General features: G+C 64.6%; 14 protein-coding genes and 1 rRNA gene. 6 read left to right on the top strand and 9 right to left on the bottom strand.

The annotated features are described in order from the left end of the window. Nucleotides 1–120, bottom strand: a 16S ribosomal RNA gene (locus DK926_RS21760); the annotation flags it as partial. A 486-nt stretch (nucleotides 121–606) separates the two neighbouring features. Between DK926_RS21760 and DK926_RS21765 the strand changes: the two genes are divergently transcribed. After that, nucleotides 607–1,758 carry a nucleotide pyrophosphatase/phosphodiesterase family protein gene (locus DK926_RS21765; protein ID WP_114332140.1) on the top strand — a complete coding sequence of 384 codons (1,152 nt, stop codon included), beginning with the start codon at nucleotides 607–609 and terminating at the stop codon, nucleotides 1,756–1,758. Between the two features lie 77 nt (nucleotides 1,759–1,835). After that, nucleotides 1,836–3,002, top strand: coding sequence for a hypothetical protein (locus DK926_RS21770; RefSeq protein ID WP_114332141.1), 1,167 nt, complete (start codon nucleotides 1,836–1,838; stop codon nucleotides 3,000–3,002). Between the two features lie 40 nt (nucleotides 3,003–3,042). Here DK926_RS21770 and DK926_RS21775 read toward each other — a convergent pair whose 3' ends face one another. From DK926_RS21775 to DK926_RS21785, 3 genes are read right to left on the bottom strand one after another with little or no spacing between them, the layout of a single operon-like run. Further along, nucleotides 3,043–3,444: a RidA family protein gene (locus tag DK926_RS21775; RefSeq protein ID WP_068427194.1), complete on the bottom strand. Its 402-nt coding sequence runs from the start codon at nucleotides 3,442–3,444 to the stop codon at nucleotides 3,043–3,045. Continuing rightward, nucleotides 3,441–4,235 carry an IclR family transcriptional regulator gene (locus DK926_RS21780; protein ID WP_114332142.1) on the bottom strand — a complete coding sequence of 265 codons (795 nt, stop codon included), beginning with the start codon at nucleotides 4,233–4,235 and terminating at the stop codon, nucleotides 3,441–3,443. The genes DK926_RS21775 and DK926_RS21780 overlap by 4 nt, the downstream gene beginning before the upstream one ends. Then, on the bottom strand, nucleotides 4,232–5,239 hold the full coding sequence (locus tag DK926_RS21785) for a sugar kinase (protein WP_243636954.1): 1,008 nt from the start codon (nucleotides 5,237–5,239) through the stop codon (nucleotides 4,232–4,234). Before DK926_RS21785 ends, DK926_RS21780 begins: the two co-directional genes overlap by 4 nt. Nucleotides 5,240–5,365: 126 nt before the next feature. Here DK926_RS21785 and DK926_RS21790 point away from each other — a divergent pair, with 126 nt between their 5' ends. The 4 genes from DK926_RS21790 to DK926_RS21805 all read left to right on the top strand — a co-directional run bounded on the left by DK926_RS21790 (nucleotide 5,366) and on the right by DK926_RS21805 (nucleotide 10,377). Beyond that, nucleotides 5,366–6,637: an alanine racemase gene (locus DK926_RS21790; RefSeq protein WP_114332143.1), complete on the top strand. Its 1,272-nt coding sequence runs from the start codon at nucleotides 5,366–5,368 to the stop codon at nucleotides 6,635–6,637. Between the two features lie 8 nt (nucleotides 6,638–6,645). Continuing rightward, nucleotides 6,646–8,241, top strand: a complete 1,596-nt coding sequence (locus DK926_RS21795) for a D-aminoacylase (RefSeq protein WP_114332144.1) — start codon at nucleotides 6,646–6,648, stop codon at nucleotides 8,239–8,241. Beyond that, a complete protein-coding gene (locus tag DK926_RS21800; RefSeq protein ID WP_114332145.1) occupies nucleotides 8,238–8,861 on the top strand; it encodes a bifunctional 4-hydroxy-2-oxoglutarate aldolase/2-dehydro-3-deoxy-phosphogluconate aldolase in 624 nt (207 codons plus the stop codon). The genes DK926_RS21795 and DK926_RS21800 overlap by 4 nt, the downstream gene beginning before the upstream one ends. Before the next feature lie 76 nt (nucleotides 8,862–8,937). Next, on the top strand, nucleotides 8,938–10,377 hold the full coding sequence (locus tag DK926_RS21805; protein WP_068427188.1) for a gluconate:H+ symporter: 1,440 nt from the start codon (nucleotides 8,938–8,940) through the stop codon (nucleotides 10,375–10,377). Between the two features lie 57 nt (nucleotides 10,378–10,434). Here DK926_RS21805 and DK926_RS21810 read toward each other — a convergent pair whose 3' ends face one another. The 5 genes from DK926_RS21810 to DK926_RS27120 all read right to left on the bottom strand — a co-directional run bounded on the left by DK926_RS21810 (nucleotide 10,435) and on the right by DK926_RS27120 (nucleotide 15,794). Further along, nucleotides 10,435–11,529 (bottom strand): hypothetical protein, encoded by a 1,095-nt coding sequence (locus DK926_RS21810; protein ID WP_114332192.1) that lies wholly within the window; start codon nucleotides 11,527–11,529, stop codon nucleotides 10,435–10,437. 70 nt (nucleotides 11,530–11,599) lie between these two features. Continuing rightward, nucleotides 11,600–12,766, bottom strand: a complete 1,167-nt coding sequence (locus DK926_RS21815) for an FAD-dependent oxidoreductase (RefSeq protein ID WP_114332146.1) — start codon at nucleotides 12,764–12,766, stop codon at nucleotides 11,600–11,602. 49 nt (nucleotides 12,767–12,815) lie between these two features. Continuing rightward, nucleotides 12,816–13,577 carry a DeoR/GlpR family DNA-binding transcription regulator gene (locus DK926_RS21820; RefSeq protein WP_243636955.1) on the bottom strand — a complete coding sequence of 254 codons (762 nt, stop codon included), beginning with the start codon at nucleotides 13,575–13,577 and terminating at the stop codon, nucleotides 12,816–12,818. A 28-nt stretch (nucleotides 13,578–13,605) separates the two neighbouring features. Next, the gene (gene pdxA / locus DK926_RS27115) at nucleotides 13,606–14,619 is read right to left on the bottom strand and encodes a 4-hydroxythreonine-4-phosphate dehydrogenase PdxA (RefSeq protein ID WP_114332148.1); all 1,014 of its coding nucleotides are present in this window, start codon (nucleotides 14,617–14,619) and stop codon (nucleotides 13,606–13,608) included. Next, nucleotides 14,616–15,794, bottom strand: coding sequence for a four-carbon acid sugar kinase family protein (locus tag DK926_RS27120; RefSeq protein WP_114332149.1), 1,179 nt, complete (start codon nucleotides 15,792–15,794; stop codon nucleotides 14,616–14,618). The genes pdxA and DK926_RS27120 overlap by 4 nt, the downstream gene beginning before the upstream one ends. Nucleotides 15,795–15,846 lie beyond the last annotated feature (52 nt).

Here is a 15,846-nt window from a genome sequence, read left to right on the forward strand (position 1 = left end):
CACCCACGTGTTACTCACCCGTTCGCCGCTCGTGTACCCCGAAAGGCCTTACCGCTCGACTTGCATGTGTTAAGCACGCCGCCAGCGTTCGTCCTGAGCCAGGATCAAACTCTCCGTAAAAGACTCTCAACCACGCAGTCCGAAAACCACGCAATCAGTTCAAAAACCAAAGAGCCAAATCACTAGCAAAAAAACTCAACTAGCAAAAAATGTCCCCTCACCCCAGACGGGAAGAATGAAGCAAGAAGACGTCACACCCACACCCCACAAGGCATGAGCGCCAAAAACATTCGGCACTGACATTCATCGACACACTGTTGAGTTCTCAAAGAACACGCGCACACCATCGCTCTCGCTTTCGCGATTGCTCTGGGGCTTACACGTTCGTATCCCGGACGCGGTTACTTTCTTACCTTATCCGGGGCTGTCAGTGCTAACCTCGTCCAACCTCGTGTCCCGCGCCTCTCGGCTCGGGTCGGTGTCCGTGTCGCTCTGACTCGACAAAAGTTACGCCAACGAGAACACTTGCGCAAATCGCCTGGTCAGCGCGCTGAAACTGTTAACAACACACAGCGAGCGATTGCCCCGGCGTCCTACGGTGGTGGCATGCTTCTGCAACCCCGATATGGATCCGCGTCGCTTGCCGACGTCGTCCCATCGATCCTCGCCCATCTCGGCGTCCCGGGTACGACCGACAGAATCGGTTTCGAACTCGAGGGCGCCCGACGCATCTGCCTTCTCGTCGTCGACGGCCTGGGCGCCGAGCAGTTGGCGGCACACCCGGACGACGCGCCGTTTCTGACGTCGCACACGAGCAACTCGATCACCGCCGGCTTTCCGAGCACGACCGCCACGAGTCTCAGCTCCTTGGGCACCGGCTTACCTCCCGGTGAGCACGGAATCGTCGGCTATCTCGTCTCACCACCCGGCCACAAGAGGCTGATGAACTCCCTGAAGTGGGCACTGCAGGGGTCGTCGAGCTCCGACGAACTTCCCCCCGACCTCGTTCCGGAGACTTTTCAACCGACACGCACCTCGTTCGAACACGGTGTGGCGTCGGGCGTCGGGATCTTCCACGTCGGCCCCGCGCTGCAGAACGGCTCCGGTCTGACGCGTGCATCGTTGCGCGGGGCGTCGTTCCGAACGTCGATCACGGCCGGTGACCTCGTCGGGAATGTCGCCGACGTTCTGTCCTCCCCTGGTCCGACATTGGCCTATACGTACTTCGGCGACCTCGATCTCGTCGGACACGTACGCGGACCGAGTTCCGACGCGTGGCGGGCGGAGCTCCGTCAGGTCGATCGGCTCGCACAATCGCTGGCCGAGACGGTTCCGACGGACGGAGCGTTGGTGGTCGTCTCCGACCACGGCATGGTCGAAATCGGAGACCGTGTCGACTACGACGCGTCGCCTGCCCTACGCGCCGGCGTCGGACAGCTGGGCGGCGAAGCACGAATGAGGTACGTCTACACCCGGAAGGGAGCAACGTCGGACGTGTACGACGCGTGGAAGGCCGAACTGGGGAGAAGTTTCACTGTCGTCACCAAAGACGAGGCCGTCGACAACGGCTGGTTCGGCCCGGCCGTGTCGCAGGCGGCGTACGGGCGGATCGGCGACCTACTTGCGCTTGCGCACGATCGATCCGCCTTGGTGCGGACCGATGCCGAGTCGATAGCGGCTCGACTCCGCGGTCATCACGGCTCGTTGACGTCGGCAGAGCTGTTGGTTCCAGCGCTGATCGTCCGTCCCTGTCACTGACAGCCCGAAACCTGTCGGTACCCCCGTCTACCTTCCCACCCGTTCGAGAAGTCCGAAGCGGCAGAAACGGGGAACACATGTCGACGTTCGATGGGCTGGATCTTGACGAGGCGACCGGGAAGGACTGGGGTGCATTCACTCGCCGGTTGGCGGATCGGCTTGCGCACGGCACCGCCGAAATCACGCTGTGTCCGGCATTCGTTCCGGACGACCGACGACGGCCGACCATGACCTTTCGCAGGACGCCGTCGGACACGATTGCCTGCACCACGACCGCGTTGTCGGCACCTGTTCCGCCATGGGCGCACGATGCCGAATCGTCGACGAACGTCGTCGAGAAACCGGCCGCGTGGGCCGATCATCTGGCATACCTGGCCGTCGGCGAAATCAGAACCGTGTGGGGCGTTACGCACCCCGCGTTTCTCGACGGTGACGAGGATTCCAGGGGCGCCGAAGCATACGACCCGACCACTGCCGTAACGACCGATCGCGAGGACGAGCTCGAGCGCGTGGTTCTGCGCTGTTTGCGCAACGTCACGGGACTCGACGTCGAGCTCTCCGCCGACAAGAGCGTCGCCATCATGTTGGGGCTGGTCACCGCATACGTCTATGTGGCCGGTCCGACCGAAGTACGTATCCACGCGCCAGTCGTAGAGCGGATCTCGGGTCGTACGCGTGCAGCCGAATTGGTCGCCGACCTCAATCGCCGCCACTCCCGATTGAAATTCCTCCTGGTCGACGACCGCGTGCACGTCGCGGCCAGCGTCGACGCACAACCTCTAGTGCCTCGACATCTCGACGCCGCTTTTCATCGTCTGGCCGAGTTCGTCATGCGCGTCGACGCGTCCTTCGCCGACCACCTCGGCGGAGTCGTCGCGTACACAGGACCGGATCCCCGCCCCGAACCGGATTTCACGGCCTCGGACGACGATGCGCACCACGACGCCGACTGCGACGTGCCGCCCGATTTGTTGGCTCTGCTCGAGTTGGACTCCGCGGCCGAGGGTGCCGTCGACGTGGAACTCGTCGTATCGGTATGCGGCCAGGACAGGACCAAGATCGCAGGCTACGAAGCGTTCTGCTCCGACCAAGCTCGGTCGTGGCGAGAGTGCGCACTCGAAGCAGAAGAACGCGGCGACACCGACGCGATGGACGAGTACGAAGCGGAGGCCGTTCCATGGGACCGCATCGTGGCCACACTCCGCCTCACGCTCCGCACCGCCGCGTTCTTCGACAACGCCTGATGCGGTCGGAACACCCGACGCATCAGCAACGCGTAGTGCGTCAGACGATGGCCACCGCGTCGATCTCCACCAGCATTTCCTCGCGGGGCAGCCCAGTGAACACTGTCGTACGACTGGGCAGCACGTCACCCTTCGTGTGCTTCTGCACGAACTCGCCGTACGCGTCGTTCATGATCGCGAAGTCCTCGCGCTTGGTCAGGTACACGCGGAGCATGACGACGTCGTCGAACGTCGCTCCACTCGCCTCGACGATGGCGCGCACGTTCTCGAGCGTGCGCGTCGTCTGCGCAGCGACGTCCCCCGGGTACAGGTACTCGTTGGTCTCGGGGTCGACGGGTCCTTGCCCCGACACCTGCACGAAAGGGCCCTTGCGTACGCCCTGGGAGAAGGTGTGTGCGGGTGCGGGAGCTGCATCGGTGCGGACTGCGATCTTCTCGCTCATCGGATTCCTTTCACGTTCATGTTGTCTTCGATGGTCGAAGTTTCTGTGGCAGACCTCCACCCGAGGTCTGCCGATATCGCCGCTGCGGTAGCCAAGATCTCGGGCAGCGTTGCCAGTACCTGAGCGTGGTCCAACAGCATGTCGGGGACGGACATCGACACAGCGGCCACTGTGTCGCCCACTCCGTTGCGCACGGGCACGCCCACGCAGTTGACGAACGACTCGTGTTCCTCGTGATCCTCCGCGAAGCCTTGCTGCGCAACGAGTTCCAGTTCGGCGAGGTAGCGCTCGGCCGAATCGATCGTTTTGTCGGTGAATCGCTGGTACCCGAGATTGTTCGCGATCTCGACCTGTTCGGACCGAGGCCTCGCCGATACCAGGACTTTGCCCACCGCGGTGCAGTGCAAGGCTGCGGGTCTGCCGACGCGCGAGTACATGCGCACGCTCTGCTTGGCGTCGAACTTGTCGATGTAGATGGCCTCGCCGTTCTCGTAGGTGGCGAGGTGGATGGTCTGACCGGTCGACGCGTTGAGCGCAGCCAGATGCGGGCGCGCGACGGTCCTGACGTCACGTTGCTCGAGCGCGTGACTGGCCAGTTCGAAGAATCTCGATCCCAGCATGTACCGATGCTCCGCGTCGTGCTGGACGAACCGGTCGGCTTCCATCGTCCGCAGCAGACGCAGCACCGTCGTCTTGTGGACACCCAGTTCGGTGGCGAGCTGATCCAGCGATCGACCCTCGTCGCCGAGCAGACCGAGGATCGTCAACGCTCGCGACAGACTCTGACTCATGCACTCACCAACTCCCCGTAGTGAATTCGCGTCCATTCGTCGGCCGACAGACCGATTGCTGCATCGAGACTGGGCCCGGCGAGAATCGTCGCCACGTCACCCCGAGCCGTGAGCGCACCCGCCGCGCACAGATGCCCGAGGCGGACTCGCCCTTCCGCCGACAGCCCGTTCAGCAAACCACCGAGGAATCCGCCGGCGAAGGCGTCGCCCGCACCGATCTTCTCCACCACATCGAGCCGGAGCGCGGGAACGTCGACACGCTCGTCGGCGTCGAACGCCGTCACGACATGCGCGTCGTTCTTGATCACGAGATGTCGCGGTTCCGGAAACTCGGCGCGCAGCGCGGCCGGATCGTCGAGACCGAAGACCACGCCCGCCTCATCGGCTCCCATCAGGACCACGTCGCTGCCACGCACATGGTCGGCGAGAACTCGCGATGCGTCGTCGATCCTGTTGGCCCACAACGCGGGCCGGTAATTGAGATCGAAGCTGACGAGACCGTCACCGGCGATCAACGCGCGTGTCATCCGTTCGGCCGACTCGGACAACGCGACCGTGATGCCCGAGAAATGCACGATTTCGGCCGACCCGATCGCATCCGCAGCAGCTCCCCCGCCGATGTCGCGGGGCGACAACGCACTTGCAGCGGAACCGGTCCGGAAATACGTCATCCGACTGTCCCCGTCGGGGAGATCCCATTCGGACCCCGTTCCACCGCCGCGCTGCTTGACGTACATGCCGGTCGGTCGGCTCTCGTCGAGGACGACAGCGGAGACATCGACGCCGGCGTCGACGAGCTGCGTCAGCAGGTAACGGCCGAAGCCGTCGTTGCCCACCCTCGAGATCCACGAGGACGACACGCCCAACTGAGCGAGCACTCTCGCCACGTTGGCTTCCGCACCACCGGCCGACCTGGTGAACGTTTCGGAATTCTCCAATGGGCCCGGTTCCGCAACGAGGACCACCAACCCCTCGCCGACGCAGATCGCTCGCGGCGACGTCACATCGATCTCCTTCGAATGCTTGCGACTTTCCCCCAGTTCGTTGCACACTACTGAGCACAAACATTTTGCGCAACTTGCGTTGCAAAATACGCAACGCAAAGCGAAGTCAGGCCTGGAGGTCTTGTCTTGATCGACTCGAATGTCGTCGACGCCCTTGCGTCGCGAGTGCTCGGACCCGAACACAAATCTGTTCCCCCGCAGGCGTGGGGACTGGGAATCCGCGAATTCCTCGCGACGCGACCGACTCTCAGCCAATTCCAGACCCCACTGCTCACGCTGGACGACGGCCGACTGCAGCACAACGTCGACGTCATGGCGACGTGGGCCGAGAAATCCGGCGTGAAGCTCGCCCCGCACGGCAAGACGACGATGGCGCCGACCCTGTGGAGACGTCAGCTCGAATCCGGCGCCTGGGCCATCACACTCGCAACCATCTGGCAGGTTCAGACCGCACGCAGTTTCGGTGTGGACCGGATCATGCTGGCCAACGCCCTCGTCGACCCAGTCGGCCTGACGTGGCTCGCGCGCGAACTCGACGAGCACCCGGAATTCGAATTCGTCTGCTGGGCAGACGGCCTCGACACGGTTCGGGCCATGAACCACATCCTGGACAACGCCACGGGCACGCGACCCGTCGACATCGTCGTCGAACTCGGTGGTGAACACGGCCGTACCGGCGCGCGCACCATCGAGGAGGCGCGGTCCGTCGCGAAAGCTGTCGCCGACTCTCCACGACTGAACCTCGTCGGCGTCGGCGGATACGAGGGGGCACTGAGCCACGACCGATCGGACAGCGGCCTAGATGCGGTTCGAACGTATCTCGACGCCGTCGGCGCGCTGCACCGCGAACTCGACGCTGCCGGCCTCTACTCCGGCACCGCGGTTATCACTGCAGGCGGCAGCGCGTATCAGGATCTCGTGGTCGAGCGGTTGGCGTCGTTCGCGGACGAGGACGGTGCGCGAGGCGTTCCGACGTCGGTCGTTCTCCGTTCCGGGGCGTACATCATCCACGACGACGGTTTCTACTCGCAGATTTCGCCGATGATCCCTGCGCGCTCCGACGATGCGCTGACGTCGGCGATGCACGGGTGGGCTCGCGTCGTCTCGCGGCCGGAGCCCGGTCTGGCGCTGCTCGACGCGGGTAAGCGAGACCTGCCGTTCGACGAGGGCCTTCCGACACCTCAGTCGATCGATGCGGCCGAGGTCACCGCCCTCAACGATCAGCACGCATTCCTCCGCTTCCCCGACGACGACGCAGCTGCACCGATCGGATCCGTTGTACGACTGGGTCTCTCGCATCCCTGTACGGCATTCGACAAATGGCGGCTTATTCCTGTGATCGACGACGCCGATGCCGAGGACCCTCGCGTCGTCGACCTCGTCCACACCTTCTTCTAGGACCGATCATGACCGAATTGCTCATTCGCGGTGCGGACGTCGTCGACGGAACCGGTGCCCCGCGTATCCGGCGCGACGTGCTCGTGAAGAACGGACGGATCGAATCCGTCACCGCCCCAGGACTTCTGGACGGGACGGATCGCATCATCGACGTGCCTCCGGGACATGTCCTGTCGCCCGGGTTCATCGACATGCACGCGCACTCCGACCTCGGGCTGCTGACCGATCCCGGTCACTTCCCCAAGATCAGCCAGGGCGTCACGACCGAAGTCATCGGCCAGGACGGAATTGCGTACGCACCCATCGACGATGCGACACTCGACATCGTTCGTCGGCAGATCGCAGGGTGGAACGGAAACCCGTCGGACCTCGATTTCTCGTGGCGGTCCGTCGCCGAATATCTGGCGCGTCTCGACCGAGGCATCACCCCGAATGCGGCGTACCTCGTTCCGCAGGGAACGCTGCGTTACCTTGCCGTCGGCGGCGATCAGCGACCCGCGACCGCACGCGAAACAGCTCACATGCGAGAGCTTCTCGCGCAAGGGTTGGCCGAGGGTGCCGTCGGAATGTCGAGTGGGTTGACCTACACCCCCGGTATGTACGCGGACACGAGCGAGCTTCGTGCGCTGTGTGAAGTGGTCGCGGAGTTCGGCGGCTTCTACGCACCACACACCCGGTCGTACGGTGCCGGTGCGCTCGAGGCCTACAAGGAGATGCTCGATCTCGCCCGCGAGACGGGATGCGCCCTGCACCTGACCCACGCCACCATGAACTTCGGGGTGAACCGCGGTCGGGCAGGTGAATTTCTGGCCATGGTCGACGCTGCCATCGCCGACGGGTGCGACGTCACCCTGGACACGTATCCGTATCTTCCCGGTGCGACCACTCTGTCGGCGCTCCTGCCGAGTTGGGCGATGTCGGGAGGGCCGGACCAGGCGTTGGCCCGGATGGACGACCCGGAGATGCGCGCCCGCATCGCCGAAGACGTCGACGTCAACGGCTCGGACGGGTGCCACGGGGTCACGGTCGAATGGGAGACGATCCAACTCAGCGGCGTCGCGAATCCGGAACTCGACCCCTACGTCGGACGGACGATGATCGACATCGCAGCCGACCGTGGCGAGGCCCCCGTCGACGTCTTCTTCGACATCCTGCAGAAAGACCAACTTGCGACGACCATCCTGCAGCACGTCGGTCACGAGGACAACGTTCGTGCCATCATGGCGCACCCGCACCACATGGGTGGCAGCGACGCGATCCTCGTCGGAGAACGCCCCCACCCTCGCGCGTGGGGCACGTTTCCGCGGTACCTCGGACACTACGTCAGGGAAGAACGACTCCTCGGGCTCGAAGACTGCATCAACCATCTGACGGGCCGGCCCGCCGGACGTCTCGGTTTGAGCGATCGCGGCACCATTGCCGAGGGCAACGCCGCAGACCTCGTACTGTTCGATCCCGCAACGGTTTCCGACACAGCTACCTTCGAGAAGCCGAAACAACAGGCCGTGGGGATCAGCCATGTGATCGTCAACGGCGCACTCGCAATCGACGACGGACAACCGACCGGCAACCTGGCCGGGCATTCACTGAGACGGATGACATGAACGCACTACAGACCATTCTCGACGACCGTGCACTCGCCGTCGTGCGAGCCCCGTCGATCTCCGACCCCGCAGCTCTGGCCGACGCGGTGGCGCGCGGCGGGATACGTGCCGTCGAACTCACGTTCACGACGCCGGGGGTTCTGCAGCTGCTTCGGGACGCAGCCGACGCCGGCGCCGTCATCGGTGCGGGCACCGTCCTGACGGGCGAGCAGGCGCGATCTGCGATCGATGCCGGTGCGCAATTCCTCGTGACTCCCGGGTTGCGCCCGGAAGTAGCCGAAGTGGCCGTAGCACAAGGCATTCCGGTCATGATGGGCGCGTTGACTCCGACCGAGGTCATGAACGCGATCGACCTCGGCGCAGCAGCAGTCAAGATATTTCCCGCCCGTGCACTCGGGCCTGCGCACTTCAAGGACCTTCTCGGCCCACTTCCGGACGCCCGACTCGTGCCGTCCGGGGGCGTCAACGCGTCCAACGCGGCCGAGTTCCTGAAGCACGGTGCCGTCGCGGTGACCGCGGGCACCGACGTCGTCCCCCCTGCCAGCGTCGCGGCGAGCAATTGGGACGACATCGCCTCACGTGCGAAAACATTCGTCGAATCTCTCGGTCCCCAGCAATGAACCCCACCTCTCCGCTACATCTCCCGCCCATCTGGGTCGTACCGCAGGCTCCACTCCCGCTATTGAAAGGCACCCCATGAGTAGCGTCGTCGATTGGCTCAGGACGTCGACACCTGGCCTTCTCGTACTGTGTGGCGTCGCCATCGCAGTGCTTCTCGTCGTCATCATCAAGGTCAAACTCGAACCGTTCGTCGCGCTGCTGATCGTGGGTCTCGGCCTGGCTCTTGCAGCGGGACTTCCGGTTTCGGAGATCGTCGGCACGGCGATCAAGAGCAACGAGTCCCTGCTGGAAACAGGATTCGGAGGCATCCTCGGGCACATCGCCGTCATCATCGGACTAGGCACCGTGCTCGGCGCAATACTCGAAAGATCCGGCGGCGCACAGGCGTTGACGTCGAAACTGCTCGGCATCTTCGGTGAACGTGGTGCACCTGTCGCGATGGGTCTGCTCGGCCTGATCTTCGGCATTCCCGTCTTCTTCGACATCGGCATCTTCGTTCTCGCCCCGCTCGTCTACGTTGCTGCGCGCCAAGGCGGAAAGTCGTTGGTGCTGTATGCCCTTCCGATGCTTGCCGGCCTGTCGATGACGCACGCGTTCCTGCCGCCGCACCCGGGACCCGTTGCGCTCGGTGGTCTGCTGGAGGTCAACCTCGGCTGGCTGATCCTGATGGGATTCGTGTGCGGTATACCCGGGTTCCTCGCCGCAGGTCTTGCGTGGGGTAGTTGGATCGGCAAGCGCGTCATCGTCGACGTGCCCGAGGACTTCATCAACGAAGCCGACGAGAACGGCGACAGCGCGGGCGGCGGCACGTCGGTCACCACGAAGCGTCCCGTCGTGACCACTCCCCCGTCCGTCGCCGTCATCGGGGCTATCATCGCGGTGCCGCTCGTGCTCATCCTGGGAGCGACGTTCGGCAGCATCTTGCTCGAGCCGGGCAATCTGCTCGAGGTTCTCACGTTCCTCGGCACGCCTGCCGTCGCACTGTTGATCGCCGTCCTCATCGCGTTCTACGTGCTCGGCATCAGGCGTGGGTCCACAGTCCAGGAACTGAGCACACTGACCGGTGAATCGCTGCGACCCGTCGGCATGTTGCTTCTCGTCGTCGGCGCAGGTGCGTTCTTCGGCAAGGTCATCTCCGCAACCGGCATCGGCACCGCGCTCGCCGACGCGATGTCCGCAGCGGGACTCCCGATCATCGTCCTGGCCTACGTCATCAGCTGCGCGTTGCGCATCGCACAGGGTTCCGCGACGGTCGCGATCGTGACGACCGGCGGCATCGTCGGACCGCTCGTCGCGGCACAGAACTACTCGCCGATGGCCACGGCATTGGTCGCGATGTCCATCGCGGCGGGATCGATCATCCTGAGCCACGTCAACGACGGCGGCTTCTGGATCATCGCGAAGTTCTTCAACATGACGGTGAAGCAGACGCTGCAGACATGGACGGTGCTCGAGACGATCCTGTCCGTGGTCAGCTTCGCGGTGGCAGCGGTGCTGTTCGCGATCGTCGCCTAGGGCCGGCAGTCATGTGCGCGAAAATACATAGCCCGCTATGCATTTTCGCGCACATGGTCACCGCAGCTGATCGCCCACGAAATGCGTGTTGTCCGCGGACAATTCGCGATTGCCCGCCCGCGCGATGAGAGCGTCGATGCGGTCGTCGAGACTGCGTGCCTTCTGCACGACGTCCATCGTGCGCACCTCCCCCTCGGCACGGGTCACCAGGTCCGCGACCCGAACGAGCGCTGCGACACGATCGATCAACTGCCTCCACACGGCGTCCAAGGCGGCGCGACGCGTCGCCACCTGGTCCCGCGTGACGTCGTCGAACATCATCGTGGCGACGCCTTCGAGTTCCGAGGAGATCTCGCGCAGCGCGTTCGCGTCGACGGCAACCTGGGTCAGCTCGTCCGCGAGATCGAGTTGCGTGCGCTGCACCACGAAATGTTCCGAGCGCCACGCAGGCGACGCCTGCACGCGGTCGTACGACGCGCCCGCGAGGAAGAGCAGCGTCTCGTACCTGTCGTCGAACACGTCGTCGCGTCTATCGGTGAACTGCGTGATCAGGCTGGACGCACGGCCGCCGAGTTCACGGAACCGAGTGTTCCTCGACGCGTCCACCACCTTGTCGGCGGCGGAGTCGAGCGCAGAGAACCCCGCGCGTTCGACGACCGTTCCTGCCTCCGCCTTCGGGACCGGCGTGTGACGCAGTGCATCGAACAAGGCATCCCGTTGGTCGAGGTCCAGATGCAGTCCGTCGCGGCGTTCGCGTCGGACGGCACGGACACCGTTTGCGTAGTGCTTGTTGGACATCACGACGGTGGTACGGAGATGGTCGAGCCGTTTGCCCAGTTCGGCTGCCCGCATGCGGTAGACGATTGCCGAGCCGGGCTTGTTCCGGGTGTCCTTGGCGAGCCACCGCTCCCGCTCGTCGGCGAGCACCCGAATCGCAGCGAACCCACCGATCGACGGGAGTGTCCTCCCCGAGCGGCGTCGTGCCGCGAGAATCGTCCGCGTCGGTTCGTCGAGCCTGCCCGCGGCGATGGCGACGGCCGCGGCGTCGGACAGTGGTGGGCGCCGCCCGTCGAGGCGCGCGTCGTCGCACCACCGTCGTACCTGCTCTTCGACGCGCTCTCGGTCGCTTCCGAGCGCGGGATGTTCGGTCATGTTCGACTCCTGGGTCTCCTGGACCCTGTCCACTGTCCCAGATTCGTGCGCCGCGTGCCGCGAACGGCGCCTAGTTGCCGGACGGGGGCTTCGCGCCGTCGGCGATGAGCTGTTTCGCCTCGTCGAGACCCTCCCAGACGTTCCACATCAGGACGCCGTTGACCACGCCGTCGTCGTCGACGTAGTAGACGACGCCCTCCTTGGGCTTGGTCTTCCAGTCCTCCACCGTCTTCAGCGACGTACTGACGGTTCCGACGGCCTGATAGCCGTCGTCGTAGACATCGGAATAGAAGTACGGCGTGTACGTGTAGGGGTCCGTGCCACCGGCCATGAGTCGTCCGACGGCCTTGCCCATCTCGTTGGCGTTGTCGACGTGCTCGATCCGACGACGCCCGAGGATGGCGTCCGGGTAGTTGGCGACGTCGCCTGCCGCATACACGTGGGGATCGCCGGTGCGGAGGTATTCGTCGACGATGATTCCGTTGTCGACCTCGAGGCCCGCGGCCTCGGCCAGTTCGACGTTCGGGCGCACACCGAGTCCGAACACGACGCCATCGGCTTCGACACTCGACCCGTCGTCGAGTTGCAACTGGACGCGTGCCGACGCCTCGGCTCCGGATTCGACCTTGACCGAGCGCCGGACGGTGACGCCGTGTTCGGTGAAACCTTCGTCGAACGAGGCCGCGAGGACTTCGGGGAACATGTGCCCGCCGAGCACGTCGTCGGAGGTGACGAGGGTGACCTTCACTCCGTTCAGCGACAGTCCCGATGCGATTTCGGTACCGATGTAGCCGCCACCGACGACGGCGATGTGCGACGCGGTCTTCGACAGTTCGCGTAGCGCACGGTAATCCGCATAGGTGCGGAAATAGATGACGCGTGGGCTGGGCGCCAGTTCCAATTGCACGGGCGACGCTCCGGTTGCGAACAGCAGGGTGCCATATCCGTACGTGTCACCGGATTCTGTTGTAACGGAACGGCTTTCGCGATCGACCGCCGCGGCACGCGTCGACTTGTGGATCTCCGCGCCGGTGTCGGCCACCGTGTTCAGCGGAACCTGATCGCGACCGAAATCCTTGTCCGTCCACAACTTCTTGGACAGCGCGGGGCGGGTGTACGGATCGTCGGTATCGGCGCTCAGAATCCCGATGGATCCGGAACTGTCCTTCTCACGAATACCGCGTGCTGCGTTGTCGGCGACCATACCGCCCCCGACGATGAGGTAGTCATAACGCATCGTGCACTCCTTGCAGTAGACAACGGGTGTTGGCTACCCCGGATGCACGTCAGACAATCACCACGTCGATCGCGGCTTTCTCGAACGGTTCGATCTGCTCAGGTGTGGCGCCCGAATCGGTGACGAGCGTCGTCCCCGCCGGAATGGGAGCCCACGCGTGAAAAGGTTTCTGCCCGAGCTTCGTCGAATGAGCGAGAACGTAGATCTTGCCCGCGCGTTCCATCATCAGTTCTTTCAGGCGAGTCTGGTCGTAACCCGCCTCGCAGATGCCGAACTCGGCGGTGACGGCATCGGCTCCGAGGAACGCACGATCGAACGACACCCTCTGCAGCGACGCCTCCGCCAACGGTCCGACGAAACCTTGGCTCAGGTGCCGCAGTGTGCCGCCGAGGCACTCGACGCGCACCGACTCCGCGTCGGCCAGCGCTTCCAACGCCGTCAGGCCTGCGGCGATGACCGTCAGATCCGTCGCACCACGGAGGAATTCACCCATGGCGCCGACGGTCGTTCCGGCATCGAGCAGAACCGTCTCCCCGGGCAGAACCTGCTCGGCGGCCCACGCCGCGATGATGCGCTTCGCGTCGTAGCCTTCGAGCGACCGTTGCTTGATCGACGCCTCGTGGTGCCCGTTCAACGCAATGGCGCCGCCGTATGTTCGGGCGAGCAGTCCGCGTTCGGTCAGGTGATTGAGGTCGCGCCTGATCGTCGACGCGGTGACCTCGAACAACGAGGACAATTCGTCGACGCTCGTCAGGCCGCCGTTCTTGGCCAGCCTGACGATCTCGTTCCGCCTGATCTCCGATTCCCGCACCGCCACCCCTGCCTGTCCGGCGTTCGATTCAGCTCAGTAACGCTGGGCTGGTTGCCAATTCGGCAGCCTGCCGCAGTGCCTCGACCATGCTACCGGCCTCGGCGATTCCTTTACCTGCAATGTCGAAAGCTGTTCCGTGGTCCACGGACGTACGGATGACAGGAAGTCCGACCGTGATGTTGACGCCTGCCTCGATTCCCAGCACCTTCACCGGGCCGTGCCCCTGGTCGTGGTACATCGCGACGATGAGGTCGTAGTCACCGCGGCCGGCGAGGAAGAACGCGGTGTCCGCAGGCAACGGCCCGACGGCGTCGATGCCCTCGGCCTTCAACTTCTCGACGGCAGGCACGATCTTCAGATCTTCCTCGCCGTACCCGAACAGCCCGTTCTCGCCTGCGTGCGGGTTGATTCCGCAGACTCCGATCTTCGGGTTCGCCGTGCCCGATCGAACGAGCGCCTCGTGGCCGCGCCGGATCGTGCGCTCCACCAAGCCCGGCTCGATCTTCGCGACGGCGTCGAGGAGACCGATGTGCGTCGTCACGTGGATGACCTTCAACTTCGGCGTCGACAACATCATCGACACTTCCTCGGTACCGGTCAGATGCGCCAGCAACTCGGTGTGCCCCGGGAAGATGTGTCCGGCGGCGTGCAGCGCTTCCTTGTTCAGCGGCGCGGTGCAGATGGACTGGACCTCGCCGCGCACGGCGAGTTCGCTCGCCACCCGGATGTACTGGTAGGCCGCGTCGCCCGCGACCGCGGAGAGTTCGCCCCACTGCAGGTCGTCGGGCAGCAGGTCCAGGTCGATCACGTTGATGCGCGACGGCGTGAACTCGGCCTCGGTCACCGCGTTCACTGCCACGATCTCGACGTCGATGCCGAGGACCTCCGCCGCGAGCCCCAGCCGCTTGGCGTCGCCGACGACGACCGGACGGCAGCGTTCCAGTGTCGCCGGGTCGATCATGGCGGGCACGATCACTTCGGGGCCGATTCCGGCGCCGTCCCCCATGGTCACCGCAATGTAGGGCGGAAGAGCTGTTGTCATGCCAATGCCTCACTGTGAGAGAAGAAAACGTTGTCGTCGATGCCGCGCAGATGGTTGCTCATCGAGACCAGACTGTCGTGGTCACCGAAACTGCCTGGCCTCGTTGCTATTCGGGTGCCGTCGCTCGTCCGCGACACGACCGCGCCGTGGTGCACTTCGGCGACGGGCGTCAAGGTCGTGATACCGAGTGCATCGATGACGCGTCGGGCGGTCTCGCCTCCGGTAAGAACGAGACCGACCGAGCGTCCGCGCACCACCGCTGCGACGAGTTCGCCGAGGGCCGAGGCCACCGAGCTAGCCCTGCTCGGTTCCACCGGACCCGACACCGTCAGTACGGCGACACCGAGGGCCAATGCCGATCGGACGGTGTCGGGATCGGTACGTGCGTTCAGCAGGTCGTCGACGTCGACCTGCACGTGAGTCGCGCCGGAGCGCTCGAGGTATCGAACCTGTTCGACGGCAACGGCTTCCGCAGTTCCCACGACGACCAGCGCCGGGGCAGGCTCCGGATTTCTCATGTCGACGGTACGCGTCGGCAGCGTGCGGGCCACGGCGGCAGCGAGCGCAGCCGTGCCGACGAGACGTACGCCCGGTACCGAGGCCGCTGCGGCGACGACTGCATCGAGGTCCTCGTCCGTCGACGCGTCGCACACCGCGACGGCACCCGACGACAGCGCGGAGCGCAGTTCGTCCTCGGTCACCCCGACACCCAGCGAGACCGTCGCAATTCCGGCGAGCAAGTCGTCGATGGACTCCGGTGGTGCTGTTCGTTCCATGCCCCACCGACCGCTCAGATGCAGTGGGACACCGTCGATGTGGAGGACGCCGTTCGCGGTGGTTCTGTTCAGTGCAGGCAATGCTGCCGCGACTACGACAGGCCCTGTCTCGGAAAGCGTTTCGAGCTCGGCCGCGATGTTGCCACGCAACATCGAATCGATCTTCTTGACCACCTGGACGTCCCCGGGCACCCCGTCGAGCACTTCTCGCAGTCGCCGAGCCGCGTCGGCAGCTGTCATGATCCTCGTCCCGAGATCGAGAACACGGACGTCGGCCTCGGACTGCAGTCGGTCGATGTCGAGCGCGATGTCGACATCTCGGTGCAGAAAGACCGCAGCACACTCCGCGGCGCCGGAAAGATCGTCGGCAAGCACGAGGAGGTCGGGACGCTCGCTCATCGACGTGCCCTCCCTTCCGATTTTGCGTTTTCCGCGCACCTAAAGCTACCAC

Source organism: Rhodococcus sp. Eu-32, from assembly GCF_003336925.1.
GTDB lineage: Bacteria > Actinomycetota > Actinomycetes > Mycobacteriales > Mycobacteriaceae > Rhodococcoides > Rhodococcoides kyotonensis_B.

Coding starts and splice junctions, on each gene's coding strand:
- DK926_RS21815 (WP_114332146.1), bottom strand. CDS start 12,766: ATGCGTTATGACTACCTCATCGTCGGGGGCGGTATGGTCGCCGACAAC.
- DK926_RS21770 (WP_114332141.1), top strand. CDS start 1,836: ATGTCGACGTTCGATGGGCTGGATCTTGACGAGGCGACCGGGAAGGAC.
- DK926_RS21765 (WP_114332140.1), top strand. CDS start 607: ATGCTTCTGCAACCCCGATATGGATCCGCGTCGCTTGCCGACGTCGTC.
- pdxA (WP_114332148.1), bottom strand. CDS start 14,619: ATGACAACAGCTCTTCCGCCCTACATTGCGGTGACCATGGGGGACGGC.
- DK926_RS21775 (WP_068427194.1), bottom strand. CDS start 3,444: ATGAGCGAGAAGATCGCAGTCCGCACCGATGCAGCTCCCGCACCCGCA.
- DK926_RS27120 (WP_114332149.1), bottom strand. CDS start 15,794: ATGAGCGAGCGTCCCGACCTCCTCGTGCTTGCCGACGATCTTTCCGGC.
- DK926_RS21810 (WP_114332192.1), bottom strand. CDS start 11,529: ATGACCGAACATCCCGCGCTCGGAAGCGACCGAGAGCGCGTCGAAGAG.
- DK926_RS21800 (WP_114332145.1), top strand. CDS start 8,238: ATGAACGCACTACAGACCATTCTCGACGACCGTGCACTCGCCGTCGTG.
- DK926_RS21780 (WP_114332142.1), bottom strand. CDS start 4,235: ATGAGTCAGAGTCTGTCGCGAGCGTTGACGATCCTCGGTCTGCTCGGC.
- DK926_RS21805 (WP_068427188.1), top strand. CDS start 8,938: ATGAGTAGCGTCGTCGATTGGCTCAGGACGTCGACACCTGGCCTTCTC.
- DK926_RS21795 (WP_114332144.1), top strand. CDS start 6,646: ATGACCGAATTGCTCATTCGCGGTGCGGACGTCGTCGACGGAACCGGT.